The organism is Burkholderia sp. THE68 (assembly GCF_009938265.1).
In the GTDB taxonomy this organism is placed as follows: Bacteria; Pseudomonadota; Gammaproteobacteria; order Burkholderiales; family Burkholderiaceae; genus Caballeronia.
The window spans coordinates 1,089,077-1,106,287 of record NZ_AP022316.1 but is presented as its reverse complement, the minus strand read 5'-3'; the positions used below and the strand labels follow the sequence as shown (position 1 = coordinate 1,106,287).

Here is a 17,211-nt window from a genome sequence, read left to right as displayed (position 1 = left end):
ATCAGGCCACTATCCATGGCTTATGCAAGCGGCATCGCGGCTGATTGTGAAGCATGAAAGCGAGTGGGCGAATCCGCAAAAGTGGCGACGGCTTTATACGGAAATCGAACAGGGCGCGACGAATCCGCGGTATGAAGAAGAACAGAAGCGCATCGAGAAGCTGGTGTGGTGGGATGAAGTGAAGGCGGGTGTGCCGGGATTTCCTGGGCCGGATGTGTTTCATGTCCATCCGGTGGGACTGGTCGGAAATTTCAAAAGCAAAACCGGTCTGATCTCTATGGAAATGCTACTGGCCGTTGCTCCTGAAAATTCAAGAGAATATTCCCAGACTATCCTAGATCCGTTAAACAAGTACGCCGAGCTCTATTCCGTAGATACGCCGCGACGGATAGCACATTTTTTGTCGCAGATGGCCCATGAAAGTTCTCTTCGCGCTGTGGATGAGGGGCTAAGCTATAGCTCGAAACAAATGAGAAAAACCTTTGGATGCAAAGGGGGAGATAAGCGTTACGATCCACATTGTGACGATTGCACGATGGGTAGACTGAGGGAAAAGCTTTGGACTCAATCAGATTACTATCAATTCAACCCCGAACATCTTGCAAACTATGTTTATGCAGATAGGATGGGAAATGGTGACGAAGAGAGTGGCGACGGCTATAAATATCGCGGACGTGGATTTATTCAAACTACTGGCCGCGATAACTACAGGTCATTTATGGAAGAGCACAATCGCCGGTCACCCGATGACGTGAAGGATTTCGTTCAAACCCCGGATCTGTTGTCCGATTTGAACTATGCAGTTGAATCTGTCTACGTATTTTGGTCTAAAAATTCACTAAACGCTGTCGCTGATAATGGAACCGTCGTCAGTGTTACTCAGAGAGTCAATGGCGGGCAGAAAGGCATTGTCGATCGATTGTCAAGATTTAATCGTGTTGCGCACATATTAAATGTTTCCGCGGAGTGACAGTGAAAAAAAGCCTGGTGATGCTTGCAGTAATGATCCAATTTTTATGTTTTGATGTCGCCCTCGCTGAAGGATTATGTTTATATAAGGAACGGGAAATATTTAATTGTGAATTCTCCCAGTCGATGAGCTCTCTATGTGAATCGAGCGACGGTTCCATCATTTATCGGTCGGGGGAAAAAAATAAGATAAAACTGGAAATATCGAATCGAAGAAAAGAGAATTTTTTCTATCTCTCGTCCAGACCGCTGGTCGGCGGCGGTGAGACACATGTGCGCTTCAATAATGGTGAATATACCTACTATATGTTCGATAGGATGTCGGTGACGAAAGACGGAAGCGACTCCAGTGCCGGGGTGATTGCATTCAAAAATGGTCGGATAATATTTAATCGGACATGTGCTAATGACGCGTCGGTACGGCAAAGAGGCTACCAGATTTTGCCGCGAGAAGATTTCAATGATATCCGATGAGATAGTCTGCTCGACTTGAGGGCTTTTGCTGAAAAAGGGCACTGACAAAGACGAGCTTTTTGCGGAGGAGCAAGATTTGCACTCAATGATACAATCGTATTGTTTCAAAAGGTTGATCTTGTAAGGTCGGGTGGAGTGAACACAAATCGCAACCCGTGCTGGCCACAAATTCCATCCCTCACCCCAGCCCAACCCTCCGACGCTGAACCACCACTCCACCTTTGCGACCCACCACCTCGAGCCGCTCCCCCGCCCCAGGCCGCGGCACCTTCAAAACCCCGTCCCCGATCACCCGCGCCGCGTCGATCGGCCTGCCGTCGACATAAAGTTCAAGCTCGTCGAGCCCGGCCGCCGTGACTGTCAGTTCCGACTTGCCGAGCGTCACGCGCAAACTCGAATAAGGCGCGCCCGCCAGAAACCGCGCGCACCAGTCGATCAGATCGACGTTGCCATCAAGCACATCGCGACGGGTCATCGCATACGGAATGCCGGCGATGCCCAGGTCTTCGATCGGCACGCCGGCCGCGTCGCCGGCACGCACCGCGCGGCGAAACGCCATCGTGAAGCTCACGCCATCGGGCAGTCGCGGCAGCGCGAAGTCCGTGCCGTCCAGCGCATCGGCCAGGTCATGATTCGTCCACACGTTCGCGCCGCCCGCGCCGGTCGCCTGGCCCACGCACAACAGCGGTCCGATTTCGTTGTCCACGAAGCCCGCGCAGAAAAGATCGCCGGATGAGTACGTATTGGCGTCGGCGACGCACACGACCGGCCCGCCATAACGCTGACCGACGTCGTCGCACCAGGACGGATCGGTGATCGGCAACGCCTGCGAGTACGCCTCGCCGGTCGAGATCGCCGATTCGAGCGACGCGATCCACGGTTCGAGCTCCATGCGGTTGAACGCGCTCTTCGCCATCGCGCGCGTCAAAGGCGTGGCGACGAGGCTGAAGCGCGTCGGCTGCACCTTGTTCGGCGTGAAGAGTTGCAGGAGGCGCTCCGCCGCCCAGATCAGGCCGCCGGGATTGCCGCGCACATCGACGATGAGCCCGGTGTCCGGCAACTGTTCGACGAGACGCGTGACTTCATCGACGAAGGCTTCGTGATCGTTTACATCGAAGGTCCAGATGCGCACGTAGCCGACATCGCCGAGTACTTTGGTCGGAAACGTGCGCGCGGACAGCGCGTCGGGAAAGCGGGTTTTGATCCAGCCGGCGTCGCGCGCCATCTCCGCGCGCAGATGCTCGGCGTGCCATTCCTTGCCGGAGAACATCAGCTTTTTCGCGCGCCGGACCTGTTCCGCCGCCGGACTCACCGCGACGCGCAGCGCGGTGTGCGCGCCGGGCCGCACGCCGGTCGCGGGGCGGCCCGGCCAGACGATGCGCCACGGAATGCGCACTTCGCGCCGCGCGCGCGCCGGACCATCGCGAAAGCCGATGTCGACCCATAGTTCGTCGGGCGGCGGACCGTACTGCAGCGAGCGGAACGTCAGCGATTCGAGCGCGCGAGCGAGCCGCGCATCGGGGCGTCCGCCCGTTTCGCGGTCGGCATGGATCGCGACCGCGCGCTCGAACGGTATGCCGTTCCAGGTGTCCAGCAGGACGCCGGGCTTGAACGCGGGGTCCTTGATGAGCTTGCTGTGTCCGACTTTGGTGACGAGAAACTGCGGCTCGTCCGTCGAGCCGTACTGTTCGACCAGAAAGGGCAGTTGCGCGACCGCGCCGGCGAGCGACGCCGGTCCGGCATAGAGCGTGTGCGCATCGCGCAGATCGACGATGATGCCCGTCACGATCATGTGGAACTCGGCCTCGCTCATGTCGGCGGCGCGCACGCGCAGGAGTTCGAGCGCCTGCACGGGATCGTTGGCGTAGCCCGCGCGCTTCTGATGCAGATGACAGTACGCCCCGCCGATCGCGGTCAGCAGCGCATCGACGATGACTTCGCGATCGGCGGCATCGAGCTGATCGGCGGACGCGGCCGGAAGCCGCGCGTGAGTCGTCTTCATGAAGCCCGTGCGATCGGCGAGCAGCATGCCCGTCTGCGACTTCAATAACGATGGTGTTCTCGTGGCCATGATTCGCTCGCGATGTCACGCATAGAACTTTTTGAGACCGTCGAGCAGTCCGCCGTGGAACCCGCGTCCCACGAGCGAGGCGAAGAAGGCCGCATCGTGTTCGAGCGGCTGGATCGGCGGCACGACGATTTCGCCGAGATTCTTCGGCAGCCCGCCGATGGGCAACTTGCCGAGCGGCATGTCGAGCGCGAGCCGCAGACGAGGCGCTTCGCCCGCCAGCCGCGCCTGCGCCGACGCATCGCCGGCTGAGTCGATGGCCTTCTTCGGATCGGCGCGCACCTGTTCCAGCCGCGTCAGCACCTGCGCGAAACTCCACGGCTCAGAGGCGTCGTCGAGCTTCGTCATCGACAGGACGCGCTTCGTTCCGGCAATCTTCAATTCGGATGGAAACGTCGCCTTCGCGGCCTTCATGAGCGTCGCATCCCCGTAGCGCGCGCTTCCGCCGATGACCACCAGCCGCACGTCTTGCTCGGTGGCGGCGAGCACGGTCGCGAACGGATCGGCGGCGGCTTTGGCCGCGATGACGACGACATCGCCGAGCGCATCCGGCTGAAGGCGTCCGGCCTGCACGTTCCAGGGACCGGCGAGCGCGTCGCCGGGTTCGCACGTGATCATGCGCACGAGATCGAAGGGCGTGAGCTTCCATCGTTCGTGCTGGCTCACCAGCGCGGCGACCTTGATTTCTCCGAGCACGTTGCGCGTGCCCGATGGCCCCCAGTCGGACCCGACGCACACGCGGATCTTCCTCGCCAGCGCGGACGGCACGTTGGTCGTGCTGCCATAGAGCCACAGGTTCGAGAACGGCGACCAGACGACGGTGCCGGGATCGGTCCAGGCATCGTAGTCGCCCGGATTGAGCGCATTGGTGTGAATGGCGACGAAATCCTTTTGCAGGCAACCGCACTTGCGCGCGCTCTGATACTCGTTCACGGCGATGGAATTCGCTTGCCCTTCGGCGCAGTGATAGATGAAGCCCGCGCCCGCTCTCATCTGCGCCGATCGCGTCGCGAGGACTTCGGGCTTGAGCGTCAACGTGGATGCCAGCACGCGGTTCGACAAGACGTTCCCGCCGAAGCTCTCGTCCTCGACGTTGCGCACCATCCAGCCGTCGAGCGGCCGGTTCTTCGGCGGCGAACCCTGAATGCTCGTCGTCCCGCCGATGAGCGCACGCACTTCGGCGTAGGCGAGCAAGGCTTCGGGCGCGGCCTCGATGAACGCGTAGGCGGGCCAGGTGATGTCGCCGGCATAGGTGCTGGCGGACGGCCACGAGTCGTGATGCAGGAACGGTGTCGTGCGGCCGGGCTCGGTCCAGAGCGGCAGCGTCGCGTAGGCGAGATGACTGTGCAGATCGATGAAGCCGGGCAGCACGAGGTCATCTCCGACATCGACGGCGGCAGCCTTGTCGAAGCCGCTGCGCGGACCGGCCGCATTGCCGCGCGTGACGCGTTCGATGCGCCCGTCGTCGCCGATCCACACCTTGCCGGCAAACGTGCTTTTCTCGGACGTGCGCGCAAGCGCGACGATGCGGCCGGAAATCACCAGACTCACGCTGCCTCCCGGATGTTTTTCGATACCTTATTGTCCCGAGGATAGTGGGCGTTTGCGCATTTCCCAAGAAGATTTCGGGCATCGAAATAATGCCGTGCGTAACTATAATTTGCTGCATCCCGGCGAGGCGCGCGCAATTTGGCCGCGCTACGCTATGCCCTTTACCTGCGAGGTGCGCGCGATGCCGTCATCGACACCGACCGTGAAGCTCATCGTCGTCACTGTGCTCGTCGGGCTGGGCGCGGGGCTCGGCGGCATGCTGCTCGCGCTGCTGCTGCACGAGATCCAGCACGTCGCGTTCGGCTACAGCCTCGATGCGTTGACCGGCGGCGAAAGCTTTCTCATCGGCATCTCGGCCGCGTCGCCGCTGCGCCGCTTCGTCGTGCTGACGCTGTGCGGCGTGATCGCGGGCGTCGGCTGGTGGTGCGTGCATCGCTTCGGCAAACCGCTCGTGAGCATCCGCCAGGCCGTCGATTCCGAGGATCCGCGCATGCCGCCCGGCAGCACGATCGCGCATGCGCTTTTGCAGATCGTCACGGTGGCGATGGGCTCGCCGCTCGGCCGCGAAGTCGCGCCGCGCGAAATCGGCTCGCTGTGGGCGGGCTGGCTCGCGCACTACGCGAAGCTCACGCCCGCGCAATCGCGCCTCATGGTCGCGTGCGGCGCGGGCGCGGGACTCGCCGCCGTCTATAACGTGCCGCTCGGCGGCGCGGTCTTCGTGCTCGAAGTGCTGCTCTGCACGTTCGATGGCGTCATCATCGCGACGGCCTTCGCCACCTCGGCGATCGGCGCGATCGTCGCGTGGATCGGCCTCGGCGACGGGCATCAGTACCGCTTGCCCGCCTTCGCGCTCGATACGCAGATGGTCGTCTGGGCCATCGTCATGGGACCCGTGTTCGGCGCGGCCGCATGGTGCTTCATGAAGCTCGCGAGCGCCGCGCGCAAGAGCGCGCCGCGCGGCAACACATTGCCCGTGCTGTCGATCCTGAACTTCGCGCTGATCGGCGTGCTCGTCATCTGGTTCCCGCAACTCGCGGGCAACGGCCGTGGTCCCGCCGGTCTTTCGTTCGACGATTCGCTGGGCTTTGCGCTCGCCGGCGTGCTGCTGATCCTGAAGGTGACGATCGAAGTCAGCTCGCTGCGCGCGGGCGCGCAAGGCGGCCTGCTCACGCCGAGCCTGACGAACGGCGCGTTGCTCGGCGTGGTCCTCGGCAGCGTGTGGAACGCCATCTGGCCCGGCACGCCGCTCGGCGCGTTCGCGGTGATCGGCGCGGCGGCGTTCCTCGGCCCGGCGATGCAGATGCCGCTGACCGCGCTCGTGCTGATGATCGAGTTCACGCGCTTCAATCACGACTTCCTGATTCCCACGGCGCTGGCCATGGCGGGCGCGTCGCTTGCCTATCGCGCGCTTGCGCAGGCGCGCATCGAACGCCCGTCGACTGCGCCCGAGCAGACGCTGCGGCATCTCACTGACTGAGAACGTGCGCTACTTGTGCGTCTCGTGATCGGCTCGCGCGACGCTCGAACCCGACGCGACGGGCGAGCCCATCGCCTGAAACAGCGCGGCCGTGTCGCTCATGCGCGCGCTGCTCGCGCGGATCGTGGAGAGCCGCGCGTTGAGATACTGCTGTTCGCTGCCGCGCGCGGCGCGCGGCGGGATTGCGCCGAGCCGCACGCGCGCCGCCGCATCCGCCGATGCGTCGCGCGCGGCGTTGCTGGCGGTGTCGGCGAAGGCGAGCGCTTCGCTGTCGGTTTCGAGCGACGCCAGCGTGTTCGCGACATTCTGAAACGCCGCCAGCACGGTCTGCTTGTACTGTTCGACAGCGGCGTCATACGTGGCGATGGCCGCGCGCCGTTGCGCGAGCAGCGCGCCGCCATGAAAAAGCGGCTGCGACAGCGACGCGCCCACGCTCCACAGCGCGCCCGCGCCGGACAGCGCCGTCGGCCAGTCGAAGCCGCCTTTGCCCATCGACGCGGAGATCGAAAGACTCGGGAACAACTGCGCCGTCGCCACGCCGACTTGCGCGGCGGCGCCTTTCAGCGCGGAGTCGGCGGCCTGGATGTCAGGGCGCGTTTGCAGCAGTTCGGATGGCAGAACGACCGGCACATCCGGCGGCACCGTGAGAGTCGCGAGGTCGAGATCGTCCGGCGCGCGATCCGGCGTGCGTCCGAGCAGCACGGCGAGCGCATGACGCGTCGCGAGCCATTGCGCGCGCAAGCCCGGCAATTGCGATGCGAGCGATGCCGCGTTCTGTTGCGCGCTGAGCATGTCCGCGCGCGATGCCGAGCCGAGCGCATAGCGGCGCTCTGCATCATGTGCATCGTCGTTGGCGAGTGCGACGAGGCGCTCGGTCACGTCGATTTGTGCATGCAATGCCGCCGCGCCGATCGCGCCCGTCACGATGTTCGCCGCGAGCGCGCGACGCGCGGCATCGAGCTGAAAGGCCTGTTGATCGACCTGCGCGGCGAGCGCGGCATTCGCGAAACGCGCCGCGCCGAAGAGATCGAACGTGTATTGCGCCTGAATCTGGCCGACGAAAAGGTTGTAGAGCACGGTCGGCGGGCCGCCCTGGGGAATGCCGAAACCACGTTGCCGGGTCGCTTGGCCGCCCGCATCGATCTGCGGCAGCAGCGACGAACCCACTTGCGCGCGCAACTGCTCGCGCGCGGCGACGAGGCCCTTGTCGGCGGCGGCGAGATTCGGGCTCGCGCGCAGGCCTTCATCGACGAGCGCATTCAGCGCATCCGAGCGATACAGCTTCCACCATTCGGGCACGGGCGCGGCGCCCGCGACGAATCGCTGCGATGCGCCTTCGGCCGTCACGCTCGCGTCCGCCTGCGGCTTAGCGCCGTAATGCGCGGGTTGCGGCATGGCGGGCGGCTTGCCATCCGGACCGAGCGCGCACGCGCCGAGCGCGCAGCACGCCGCGATCATCAAAAGCCGGCGATTCATGACGATGCTCCTTCGCGTTCGTCGAGCTTCACGCGAAACCACGCGGCGTAGAGCGCGGGCAGATAGAAGAGGGTGAGCACGGTCGCGCTCGTGATGCCGCCCATCAGCGCGGTCGCCATCGGGCCGAAGAAGTTGCTGCGCAGAAGCGGAATCAGCGCGAGCACGGCGGCGGCGGCGGTCAGCGTGATCGGCCGGAAACGCCGCACCGTCGCGCCGATGATCGCATCGAAACGCTTGTGCCCGGAGGCGATGTCCTGCTCGATCTGATCGACGAGAATCACCGAGTTGCGCATGATGATGCCGAACATCGCGATGACGCCGAGCATCGCGACGAAGCCGAACGGCTTGCCGAACGCGAGCAGCGTCACGACCACGCCGATCAACCCGAGCGGCGCGGTGAGGATGACCATCATGACGCGCGAGAAGCTCTGCAACTGGATCATCAGAAGCGTGAGCACGACGATCACCATCACCGGAATCTGCGCGTTGATCGACGCCTGACCCTTGCCGCTTTCCTCGACCGGGCCGCCCACCTCGATGCGATAACCCACCGGCAGCGCGCGGCGAATCTCGTCGAGTTTTTTGTCGATGGCCTGCGTCACGTCGATGCCTTGCGCGTCGCCCTTGACGTCGGACTGCACGGTGATGGTCGGCTGACGGTCGCGTTCCCAGATCACGCCGTATTCGAGCGTATCGACGATGCGGCCCAGCGCGCTCAACGGCACCGGTCCGTGCGGCGTCGGCATCGCGAGCGTCGCGAGCCGCGAAGGATCGACGCGCTCGGCGCGCGGCGCGCGCAAATCGACGCTGATCAGCTTGTCGCGTTCGCGATACTGCGTGACTGTGGTGCCGGTCAGCGTCATCGCGAGAAAGCTCGCGACGTCCTGCGACGTGACGCCCGCATCGCGCGCTTTCTGCTGGTCGATCTCGAAGCGCACCGAGCGCTCCGAAGGCTCGTCCCAGTCGAACTGCACATTGGTCGTGCGCGCATCGGCGCGCATGTCGGCGGAGACCTGCTCGGCGATATGACGCACCGTGCCGATGTCGTCGCCGCTCACGCGGAACTGCACCGGATAACCCACGGGCGGACCGTTTTCCAGCCGCGACAGACGCGTGCGTACGGCGGGGAAGCGCTCGCGCAGCATCGGATCGAGCCAGCGCGCGAGCGCCTCGCGCGCTTCGACCGACTTCGCCGTGACGACGAACTGCGCGAAGTTGGGCGTCGGCAATTGCTGGTCGAGCGGCAGATAGAAACGCGGCGCGCCCGTGCCGACGAAGCTCACCACATGATCGATTTCATCGCGGCCCTTCAGCGCTTCTTCGAGCCGCTTCGCTTCGCGCAAGGTCGCGTCGAACGATGCGCCTTCCTGCAACCTCACGTCGATCAGCAGTTCGGGACGGTCCGAGCTCGGGAAGAACTGCTGCGGCACGAGCGTGAAGCCGGCCATCGCGATGACGAACAGCACGACCGTGATCGCGAGCACCACGAAACGCCGCTTCACGCACCAGCCGACCCAGCGGCGCAGGCGTCCGTAGAACTTCGTGTCGTAGATATCGTGTTCGTGATCGTCGGGCAGATGCGCTTCCTTCTTGCGCTCGGGCAGCAGCTTGTAGCCGAGCAACGGAATCAGCACGACCGCCGCGAGCCACGACGCGATCAGCGCGATCGCCGAGACTTCGAAGATCGAGCGCGTGTATTCGCCGGTGCTCGATTTCGCGAGCGCGATCGGCAAAAAGCCCGCGACGGTGACGAGCGTGCCGGTCAGCATCGGGAACGCGGTGCTCGTGTAGGCGAACGCGGCGGCGCGCGCGCGCGTCCAGCCCTGCTCCAGTTTCACGGCCATCATCTCGACGGCGATGATCGCGTCATCGACGAGCAGACCGAGCGCCAGGATCAGCGTGCCGAGCGAGACCTTGTGCAGGCCGATATCGAACAGATACATGAAGAGCGCGGTGACGGCGAGCACGATCGGAATCGAGATCACGACCACCATGCCCGTACGCACGCCGAGCGACACCAGACTCACGATCAGCACGATGACGACCGCTTCGGCCACCGCCTCCAGAAAGTCGTCGACGGAATGCGAGACCGCGTGCGGCATGCTGGACACTTCGGTCAGCTTCAGTCCCGCCGGCAGGTGCGCGCGCAACTTGACCATGGTTTCATCGAGCGACTTGCCGAGCCGCACGACGTCTTCGCCCGGCTGCATCGAGATGCCGATGCCGAGCACGGGCGTGCCCGCCGAGCGCATCTGCGTGGCGGGCGGGTCGAGGTAGCCGCGCTGGATCGTAGCGATATCGCCGAGACGGAACGAACGGCCGTTCACGTTGATGAGCGTATCGGCGAGCGCATTCACGTCCTTGAACTGACCGCTCGGACGCACGAACACGCGATCGTTGGGCGTCGTCAGCACGCCTGCGGGGGATACGGCGTTCTGTCCGTCGATGGCCTGCGCGATCTGCTGCGGCGAGATGTTCAGGCGCGTGAGCGTGGTGTTGGGAATCTCCACGTAGATGCGCTCTTCCTGATCGCCGAAGTAGTCGACCTTCGCGACGCCCGGCACGCGCAACAGAACGGTGCGCAACGCATCGGCGTAATCGTGCAGTTGCGCGGGCGAAAAGCCGTCGCCTTCGAGCGCGTAGATATTGGTGTAGACGTCGCCGAATTCGTCGTTGAAGAACGGGCCTTGCACGCCGGGCGGCAGGGTCGCGGCGATATCGCCCACTTTCTTGCGGATCTGATACCACTCCTCCGGCACGTCCTTCGCGGGCGCGGAGTCCTTCATCTGAAAGAAGATCAGCGATTCGCCGGGGCGCGAGTAGCTGCGCATGAAGTCCGTGTACGGCGTTTCCTGGAGCTTGCGCGCGATGCGGTCGGTCACTTCCTCCTGCACCTGACGCGCGGTTGCGCCCGGCCAGAACGTGCGGATCACCATCACGCGGAACGTGAAGGGCGGATCTTCGGATTGCGCGAGCCGCGTGTACGAGAGGATGCCGAAGATCGTCGCCATCGCGATGAGGAACACGACGAGCGCGCGATGCCGCAGGGCCCACGCGGAGAGATTGAAGCGGCCTTCTTCGTGGCGATGCGGGTTGTCGTCTTCGCGAGTGTCGCTCATGACGCGAAGTCCTCGGGATGCAGCGGCGCGACGACGCGCACTTTCTCGCCCGCGGACACCGTATGCACGCCTTGCCACACGATGCGCTCGCCGGCCGCGATGCCGCCCGCGAGCGTCACCGTGCGCTCGCCATAGCGCGCGACTTCGACGCGTCTCAGTTCGAGCGCGTCGCCCTGCTTCACGACCCACACGGCGGGATGGCCGTTGTCGTGGAAGAGCGCCGTCGACGGAACGGTGAACGCGCCTTGCGCGCCGTTCGACGCGGCGAACGCGATATCCGCCGTCATGCCGAGGCGCACGTCGGGCGTCGGCGCTTCGAGCGTGAGCTTGGCGCGCCAGGTGCGGCTTTGCGTATCGGCGGCGGGCGAGAGTTCGCGCACGCGCGCCTTGAAGGTCTGCTTCGGCAATGCGGCGAGTTTCACGCTCGCTTCGCGGCCCACGGCGAATGCGCCGAGCGCGGCTTCGGGCACGTCGCAGATCACGTCGATATCGCCGCTCCACGCGAGCGTGTAGACGGCCTGGCCTGACGTGACGTTCTGCCCGGTGTCGGCCTGCTCGGCGGTGATGACGCCCGCGTGATCGGCGCTGAGGGTCGCGTAGCGCAGTTGATCGGCTGACAGACCCGCCTGCTGCTGCGCCTGATTGCGCTGCGCGAGCGCGGAAGCATAGGCGTTCTGCGTCTGTTCGAGCTGCGCGGGCGCGATGAGGTTTTCCGCAGCCTGCGCGCGATCGCGGTCGAGCTGCTGCTTCGCATAGACGAGCTGATGCTCGGCGGCGTCGAGCTGTGCGCGCGCGCTCGCGTTGTTCTTCTCGGCATCGGCGGGATCGAGCCGGGCGACGATCTGTCCGGCTTTCACGGTATCGCCGAGGCGCACGCGCCGCTCGAGAATCTTGCCGTTGATGCGAAAGGACAGCGGCGTCGAATAGCGCGACTGAACCTGTCCGGGCAGGCTGGACGTGCCCGCGTGACCATCCGCCTGTGCCGCGACGGCGACGACCGGGCGGGGCGCCGGCGCCGGCGCTTCATGCCGTTTGCAGGCGACGAGCGCAACGCAGACGATGGGAACGAATGCCGCGCGCGCCACGACCGACGCGGGTGAGTGGAAGAGCTTCACAGGAACCTCGGCGCCCGCAAGGGCATGGTGCCGCGCGCCGGGCAACCGCGACGCGCCGCTCATGGGCGAAGCAAGAGAAAAGGGTGTCCGGCGAACATCGTCGAGAAGCGAACCTGAGCGGGGCGGATCTGTGTACTGACCCGAAAGCCCCGTCCGGCAAGGGTTTCGACGACCCGGACGAGAATACGAAGTGCATTCTAATACACAGTTGTATCTGAATGCAAAGACGGATTTGTAAGCCCGCCGATGCTACACTTTGGCACATGAAACCAGTACGTCTTACCCGCGAGCAGAGTCGTGACCAGACGCGTCAGCGTCTGCTCGACGCTGCGCAGGCGGTCTTCATCAAGAAGGGATTCGGCGCGTCGAGCGTGGAAGATGTGGCCGCCGACGCGGGTTATACGCGCGGCGCGTTCTATTCGAACTTTTCGAGCAAGGCCGAGTTGCTGCTCAACGTGCTCAAGCGCGATCACGACACCATCATGCAGCGCATGTCCGCCCTGTTCGAGGACGGCGAGGCCTCGCGCGCCGACATGGAAGCGCGCGTGCTGCAGTACTACAGCGAGTGTTATCAGAACAACGCGTGCTTCCTGCTGTGGGTCGAGGCGAAGCTGCACGCGAGCCGCGATCCAGGCTTTCGCGCGAGCTTCAATGCGCTGATGCGCGAACTCAGGCAGACCACGACCGATTACATCAGGGCATTCTCCGAGCGCGTGGGCACGCCGCTCACGATGCCGCCGGAACAGATGGCGCTCGGGCTCATTGCGCTGTGCGACGGCGTGCAGTTCTTTTATTCGTCGGACCCGCAATCGGTGCCGGCGCAATTCGCCGAAGACGTTCTCGCGCAATTCTTTCGTCGCGTCGTGCTGAGCGGCGCCCCCGAATGACGTCTCGCCAGCCGGGCGCGTGAAGCACGACTGTTTCGATTGCCTGCACAATCGTTCGGCGCGATTCGATTAGCAGAGCCAATGTCGCGAAAAATTCATCGTTCGGAAATGTGTCCGCAAATGAATTAAAATGCTTTAAGAACGCCGGGCTTTGCCCGACAGTAGCGTCCTCTCAGGCATTCGATGACACGCCATATCCAAAGATTTTGGGTCGCCGGCATCGTGGCTTTACTTGTCGGCAGCTTTGCATCAGCCAATGAACAAACGCGCCTGATTTCATTTCAGCGACTCGCGGCGGACTGGCTGTTCTTTCCCTCTCCGGCAGTCGTCTCGACTGCCAGCGTCCCGTCGGCGAAGCCTCGTCATCCGCGGTATCTCTTCAAGAGCACTATCGACGCGCTGGACGCGATCACGCTCTCCAGATACGAAAAGAGCATTCATCCGGACATCGGCCAGCTCGCCCGGCTCTCTCCGCAGCCGCCTTCGCCGACTTCCGTCTCCGCGCCGATGAAGCCGCGCGACGATCTCACGAGCGGAGAAGACGAATGGCATTTCTCCGCCAATCCGCAACTTGGCGCGAATCATGAGCACGAAAAGGGTGTGACTTTCTCCGTACGCCACGACTTCTGAACATTCATACTTTGCGCTTGCCGGTCGCCGATGCCGTCGCATAAAGTGGATGGAGCATCCCGCGTCTTATCCCGACATCGATGGAGCCCAGGCAAATGAACAAGTTGCTGGTAACCGGTGCGGCGGCAATGGTCACGCTCTCGGGCGCGGCGCATGCGCAGAGCAGCGTCACGCTGTACGGTTTGATCGACGCGGGCGTCACTTACACGAACAACCAGATCAACACGACGGGCGCCGGGCATAGTAACTGGGAGCTGAAAAGCGGCCCGGTCGAGTACAGCCGCTGGGGCTTGCGCGGTGCCGAGGATCTGGGCGGCGGGCTGAAAGCCATCTTCAACCTGGAGAGTGGCTTCAACCTGAACAACGGACAGTACACGTCGAGCAATCGCATTTTCAACCGGCAGGCGTATGTGGGCTTGTCGAGCCGTGAATTCGGCGTGCTGACGTTCGGCCGTCAGACCGACGACATGGTCGATTTCGTCGCGCCGCTTTCGTTGACCGGCACGCAGTATGGCGGCACGCACTTCGCGCATCCGTTCGACATCGACAATCTCAACGATTCGTTTCAGATCAATAACGCGGTGAAGTATCAAAGCCCGGATTTCGCGGGATTCAAGCTCGGCGCGCTTTATGGCTTTTCCAATCAGGCCGGTGGCTTTTCGAACAATCGTGCATATAGCCTCGGCATGTCGTATATGTGGGGACCGCTGAATTTCGGCGCTGCCTTCATGCAACTCAATAGCGACGCCGCGACGGCGGGACAGCTCAACACGAATGGCGCGGTCACCGATACGTCGGGTTCATCGCTCGCGGGCGTGCTCACGTCGAATGCCGTGCCGCTGGGCGCGCTGTCGAGCCGTCAGCAGACGTGGGGCGCGGGTGTCAACTATGCGTTCGGTCCCGCCGTGGCGGGCCTCGTCTATACGCAAACGAATCTGACGCAACTGTTCCAGAGCGGCCTCAGCACGCACTTCCAGAACTTCGAAGGCAACCTGCGTTATGCACTGACGCCCGCAGTCGAGCTTTCCGCCGCTTACACCTATACGCGCGCGGGCGGACTCACGGGCGGCGGCAATCCACACTGGAATCAGGTCAGCGCGATGGCCGGCTACAGCTTCACGCGGCGCACCGATGTCTATGTGCAGGGCGTGTGGCAGGGCGTGAGCGCGAGCAGCGGATCGCCGTTGGGCGCCGCGTGGATCAACGGCCTCACCGCGCCGTCATCGACGAGCAATCAGGTCGAGGCGACAGTCGGATTGCGGCATCGTTTCTGAACGCCCGCTTCAACGCGAGCGGGATGCATGCGCTGCGCGCGAGCGCGATGCCTTGTCCGTCGATGGCCGCTTGCAGCACCGCCGCCGAATTATTGATCTTCAATCCGCGCCTTCAACGCGTTTCATCCGCTCGGGCGCAATGGCCAGTCCGGCGACGTCGCCGAAGCGATCCTGCTTCTCGCATCGCAGGCCGCGTGGATCACGGGCGCCGTGCTTCCGGTAGATGGCGGCGTGATGGCCGGGCGTCACGCCTGACGAGTCACGCGAGACGAATTCCCGCCCCGGCTTCGTACGCACGGGAAAGCTGCCGCCGCGCGAACTCGCCACCTTGCCGATGACGATATTTGCGGCCCCATTCGGTCACGGGGCGCGCGTGTTCGTCCTCGCAGAAGTTTTCGAACTCGCGCCACGCATCTTCGTAATGGCCCTCGCGCGCGAGTTCGAACGGATTCCCGCCGGTCGCGCACGACGCCAGATTCAGTAACGCCTTCAGGATCGGCCGGCATGCATGGCTGATGAAAGGGTCCGCCTCTTCGCGCGGCCACTCGTTCGCCGCGATCAGCATCCGGCGCCACGCGAGAATGGTCTCGCGGCAGGCGTCGCATTGCGCATCGCCCTGAACGAGCGCGCTCGCCTCCAGCACGGCGGTGGCGTGCTCTTCGAGTTTCGACAGCTTGATCCATGCAGCGCGGGCGAGCGAATCCGGCGTGCCGTCGTCGCAGTCGATGAGACCGCCGACGATATCGTTCGGCGGCTCGATCTTGATGACGATGCCTTCTTCATGCAGCATCACGCGCACGCCGAAATCGGCGACGAGCATCGCAAGGCGGCAGCCCCAGCGCATGCTCATGTCGTGAAGCCATGCTTCGTCGGAGGTGCGAAGCGCCGCGGCGATTTCTTCGCGTGCGTCGGCGAGCCATCGGCTTTGCGCGATCCCATCGGTTCGACTCATGACGTAACTCGATGACAGCGGAATCGCCTAGCTTACTCGCCCCGGTTTCGCGCGTCTCCTGAGACAACTGCCTATGCGCCGCGCGCCGCCGCGTACCGGCGCGACACTTCCGGCCAGTTGATCACGTTGTAAAACGCCGCGATGTACTCCGGCCTGCGGTTCTCATACTTCAGATAATAGGCGTGCTCCCAGACGTCGAGTCCGAGAATCGGCGTGTTGCCCGACGCGATATCCGCCATCAGCGGACTGTCCTGATTGCCGGTGCTTTCGATCGAGAGCTTGCCTTCTTTGTCGACGTTGAGCCACGCCCAGCCGCTGCCGAAGCGCGTCAACGCGGCTTTGGTGAATTCGTCCTTGAAGGCGTCGAAGCCGCCGAGATCCTGATCGATCGCAGCGGCCAGATCGCCATCCGGCGCGCCGCCGCCATCGGGCGACATGATCGTCCAGAAGAGGCTGTGATTCGCGTGTCCGCCGCCGTTGTTGCGCACGGGCGCACGGAGCGCTTCGGGCAGCGCGTCGATCCGCGCGATGAGCGTTTCGACCGCCACATCCCGATGATCCGACTTCTCCAGCGCCGCATTCAGGTTGTTCACGTAGGTCTGATGATGCTTCGTGTGATGCACTTCCATCGTGCGGGCGTCGATGTGCGGTTCGAGCGCATCGAAGGCATAGGGCAGGGGAGGCAGGCTGTAGGGCATCGGAAATCTCCTTGTCGTATCGATGGAAGCGCTCAATGACGCGCGGGACTCGCGCCGTGGAGCGCGGCGTCTGCGCCGGCAATGGCGCAGGTGATGAGCGGATGCGGCCCGTGCCGCGCGATATGGCGAATCAGCGCGACATACGTTTCGCGGCTGTGATGCAGGGCGGCCTGCCGCAGCGACACGGGCCGCGCGGCGTCGAGCGACAGCGCGATCAGCGTTTCATGGACGCGGCACAGAAGCGGGGCAGCGGCGTTCGGGTCGCCCTGGGCGACCCGAAGATCGGCGAGGTTGTGATGCGAGACGACTAGCGCGGCGAGGCAATCGTTGGCGCGCCCCGCGGGCGGTGCGTCGATCAGGCGTTGCGCGATCGACAGCGCGCGCTCGTAACCGGCGAGCGCCAGCGCGGTTTGCCGGTCGCGCTCGGCTTTCACGGCCTGGCGCATCGCGGTTTCCCACAGGGGCAGGCTGGGCGTGTCGGACGTCGGCAATACAAAGTCTGCAATCTGCTGATGCATGGC

14 protein-coding genes and 1 pseudogene are annotated in these 17,211 nt (G+C 63.8%); 7 read left to right on the top strand and 8 right to left on the bottom strand.

What is annotated here, in order from left to right; all coding sequences use genetic code 11:
• Positions 1–22 precede the first annotated feature (22 nt).
• On the top strand, positions 23–970 hold the full coding sequence (locus BTHE68_RS36860; RefSeq protein WP_232077960.1) for a glycoside hydrolase family 19 protein: 948 nt from the start codon (positions 23–25) through the stop codon (positions 968–970).
• A 2-nt stretch (positions 971–972) separates the two neighbouring features.
• Complete coding sequence (locus tag BTHE68_RS18670; RefSeq protein ID WP_162067749.1) at positions 973–1,443, top strand: hypothetical protein; 471 nt, start codon at positions 973–975, stop codon at positions 1,441–1,443.
• A gap of 178 nt (positions 1,444–1,621) precedes the next feature.
• On the opposite strand, the gene BTHE68_RS18665 is transcribed toward BTHE68_RS18670, so the two are convergent.
• Together BTHE68_RS18665 and BTHE68_RS18660 are read right to left on the bottom strand one after the other, a co-directional pair.
• Entirely contained in the window at positions 1,622–3,514 is a 1,893-nt protein-coding gene (locus tag BTHE68_RS18665) for a S41 family peptidase (protein ID WP_162067748.1), read from the bottom strand.
• Positions 3,515–3,529: 15 nt separating this feature from the next.
• Complete coding sequence (locus tag BTHE68_RS18660) at positions 3,530–5,062, bottom strand: amidohydrolase family protein (protein WP_232077959.1); 1,533 nt, start codon at positions 5,060–5,062, stop codon at positions 3,530–3,532.
• Between the two features lie 181 nt (positions 5,063–5,243).
• On the opposite strand from BTHE68_RS18660, the gene BTHE68_RS18655 reads away from it, so the two are divergent.
• Complete coding sequence (locus tag BTHE68_RS18655) at positions 5,244–6,539, top strand: chloride channel protein (protein WP_162067747.1); 1,296 nt, start codon at positions 5,244–5,246, stop codon at positions 6,537–6,539.
• A gap of 9 nt (positions 6,540–6,548) precedes the next feature.
• On the opposite strand, the gene BTHE68_RS18650 is transcribed toward BTHE68_RS18655, so the two are convergent.
• Genes BTHE68_RS18650 through BTHE68_RS18640 form a run of 3 tightly spaced genes read right to left on the bottom strand, consistent with a single transcriptional unit; the run spans position 6,549 to position 12,249 of the window.
• Positions 6,549–8,015, bottom strand: a complete 1,467-nt coding sequence (locus BTHE68_RS18650) for an efflux transporter outer membrane subunit (protein WP_162067746.1) — start codon at positions 8,013–8,015, stop codon at positions 6,549–6,551.
• Positions 8,012–11,134 carry an efflux RND transporter permease subunit gene (locus BTHE68_RS18645; protein ID WP_162067745.1) on the bottom strand — a complete coding sequence of 1,041 codons (3,123 nt, stop codon included), beginning with the start codon at positions 11,132–11,134 and terminating at the stop codon, positions 8,012–8,014. The genes BTHE68_RS18650 and BTHE68_RS18645 overlap by 4 nt, the downstream gene beginning before the upstream one ends.
• A complete protein-coding gene (locus tag BTHE68_RS18640) occupies positions 11,131–12,249 on the bottom strand; it encodes an efflux RND transporter periplasmic adaptor subunit (protein ID WP_162067744.1) in 1,119 nt (372 codons plus the stop codon). The genes BTHE68_RS18645 and BTHE68_RS18640 overlap by 4 nt, the downstream gene beginning before the upstream one ends.
• A 263-nt stretch (positions 12,250–12,512) precedes the next feature.
• On the opposite strand from BTHE68_RS18640, the gene BTHE68_RS18635 reads away from it, so the two are divergent.
• From BTHE68_RS18635 to BTHE68_RS18620, 4 genes and pseudogenes are all read left to right on the top strand, one after another.
• Positions 12,513–13,136, top strand: a complete 624-nt coding sequence (locus BTHE68_RS18635) for a TetR/AcrR family transcriptional regulator (RefSeq protein ID WP_162067743.1) — start codon at positions 12,513–12,515, stop codon at positions 13,134–13,136.
• Between the two features lie 222 nt (positions 13,137–13,358).
• Complete coding sequence (locus tag BTHE68_RS18630; RefSeq protein WP_162067742.1) at positions 13,359–13,766, top strand: hypothetical protein; 408 nt, start codon at positions 13,359–13,361, stop codon at positions 13,764–13,766.
• Positions 13,767–13,861: 95 nt separating this feature from the next.
• A complete protein-coding gene (locus BTHE68_RS18625) occupies positions 13,862–15,040 on the top strand; it encodes a porin (protein WP_162067741.1) in 1,179 nt (392 codons plus the stop codon).
• A 99-nt stretch (positions 15,041–15,139) separates the two neighbouring features.
• Positions 15,140–15,295 (top strand): annotated as a pseudogene (locus BTHE68_RS18620) (SDR family oxidoreductase); the annotation flags it as partial.
• Positions 15,296–15,299: 4 nt separating this feature from the next.
• On the opposite strand, the gene BTHE68_RS18615 reads toward BTHE68_RS18620, so the two are convergent.
• The 3 genes from BTHE68_RS18615 to BTHE68_RS18605 form a co-directional block, all read right to left on the bottom strand.
• On the bottom strand, positions 15,300–15,992 hold the full coding sequence (locus BTHE68_RS18615) for a hypothetical protein (RefSeq protein WP_162067740.1): 693 nt from the start codon (positions 15,990–15,992) through the stop codon (positions 15,300–15,302).
• A gap of 71 nt (positions 15,993–16,063) precedes the next feature.
• On the bottom strand, positions 16,064–16,690 hold the full coding sequence (locus BTHE68_RS18610) for a superoxide dismutase (protein WP_162067739.1): 627 nt from the start codon (positions 16,688–16,690) through the stop codon (positions 16,064–16,066).
• 32 nt (positions 16,691–16,722) lie between these two features.
• Positions 16,723–17,208 carry a DUF2753 family protein gene (locus BTHE68_RS18605; protein ID WP_162067738.1) on the bottom strand — a complete coding sequence of 162 codons (486 nt, stop codon included), beginning with the start codon at positions 17,206–17,208 and terminating at the stop codon, positions 16,723–16,725.
• Positions 17,209–17,211 lie beyond the last annotated feature (3 nt).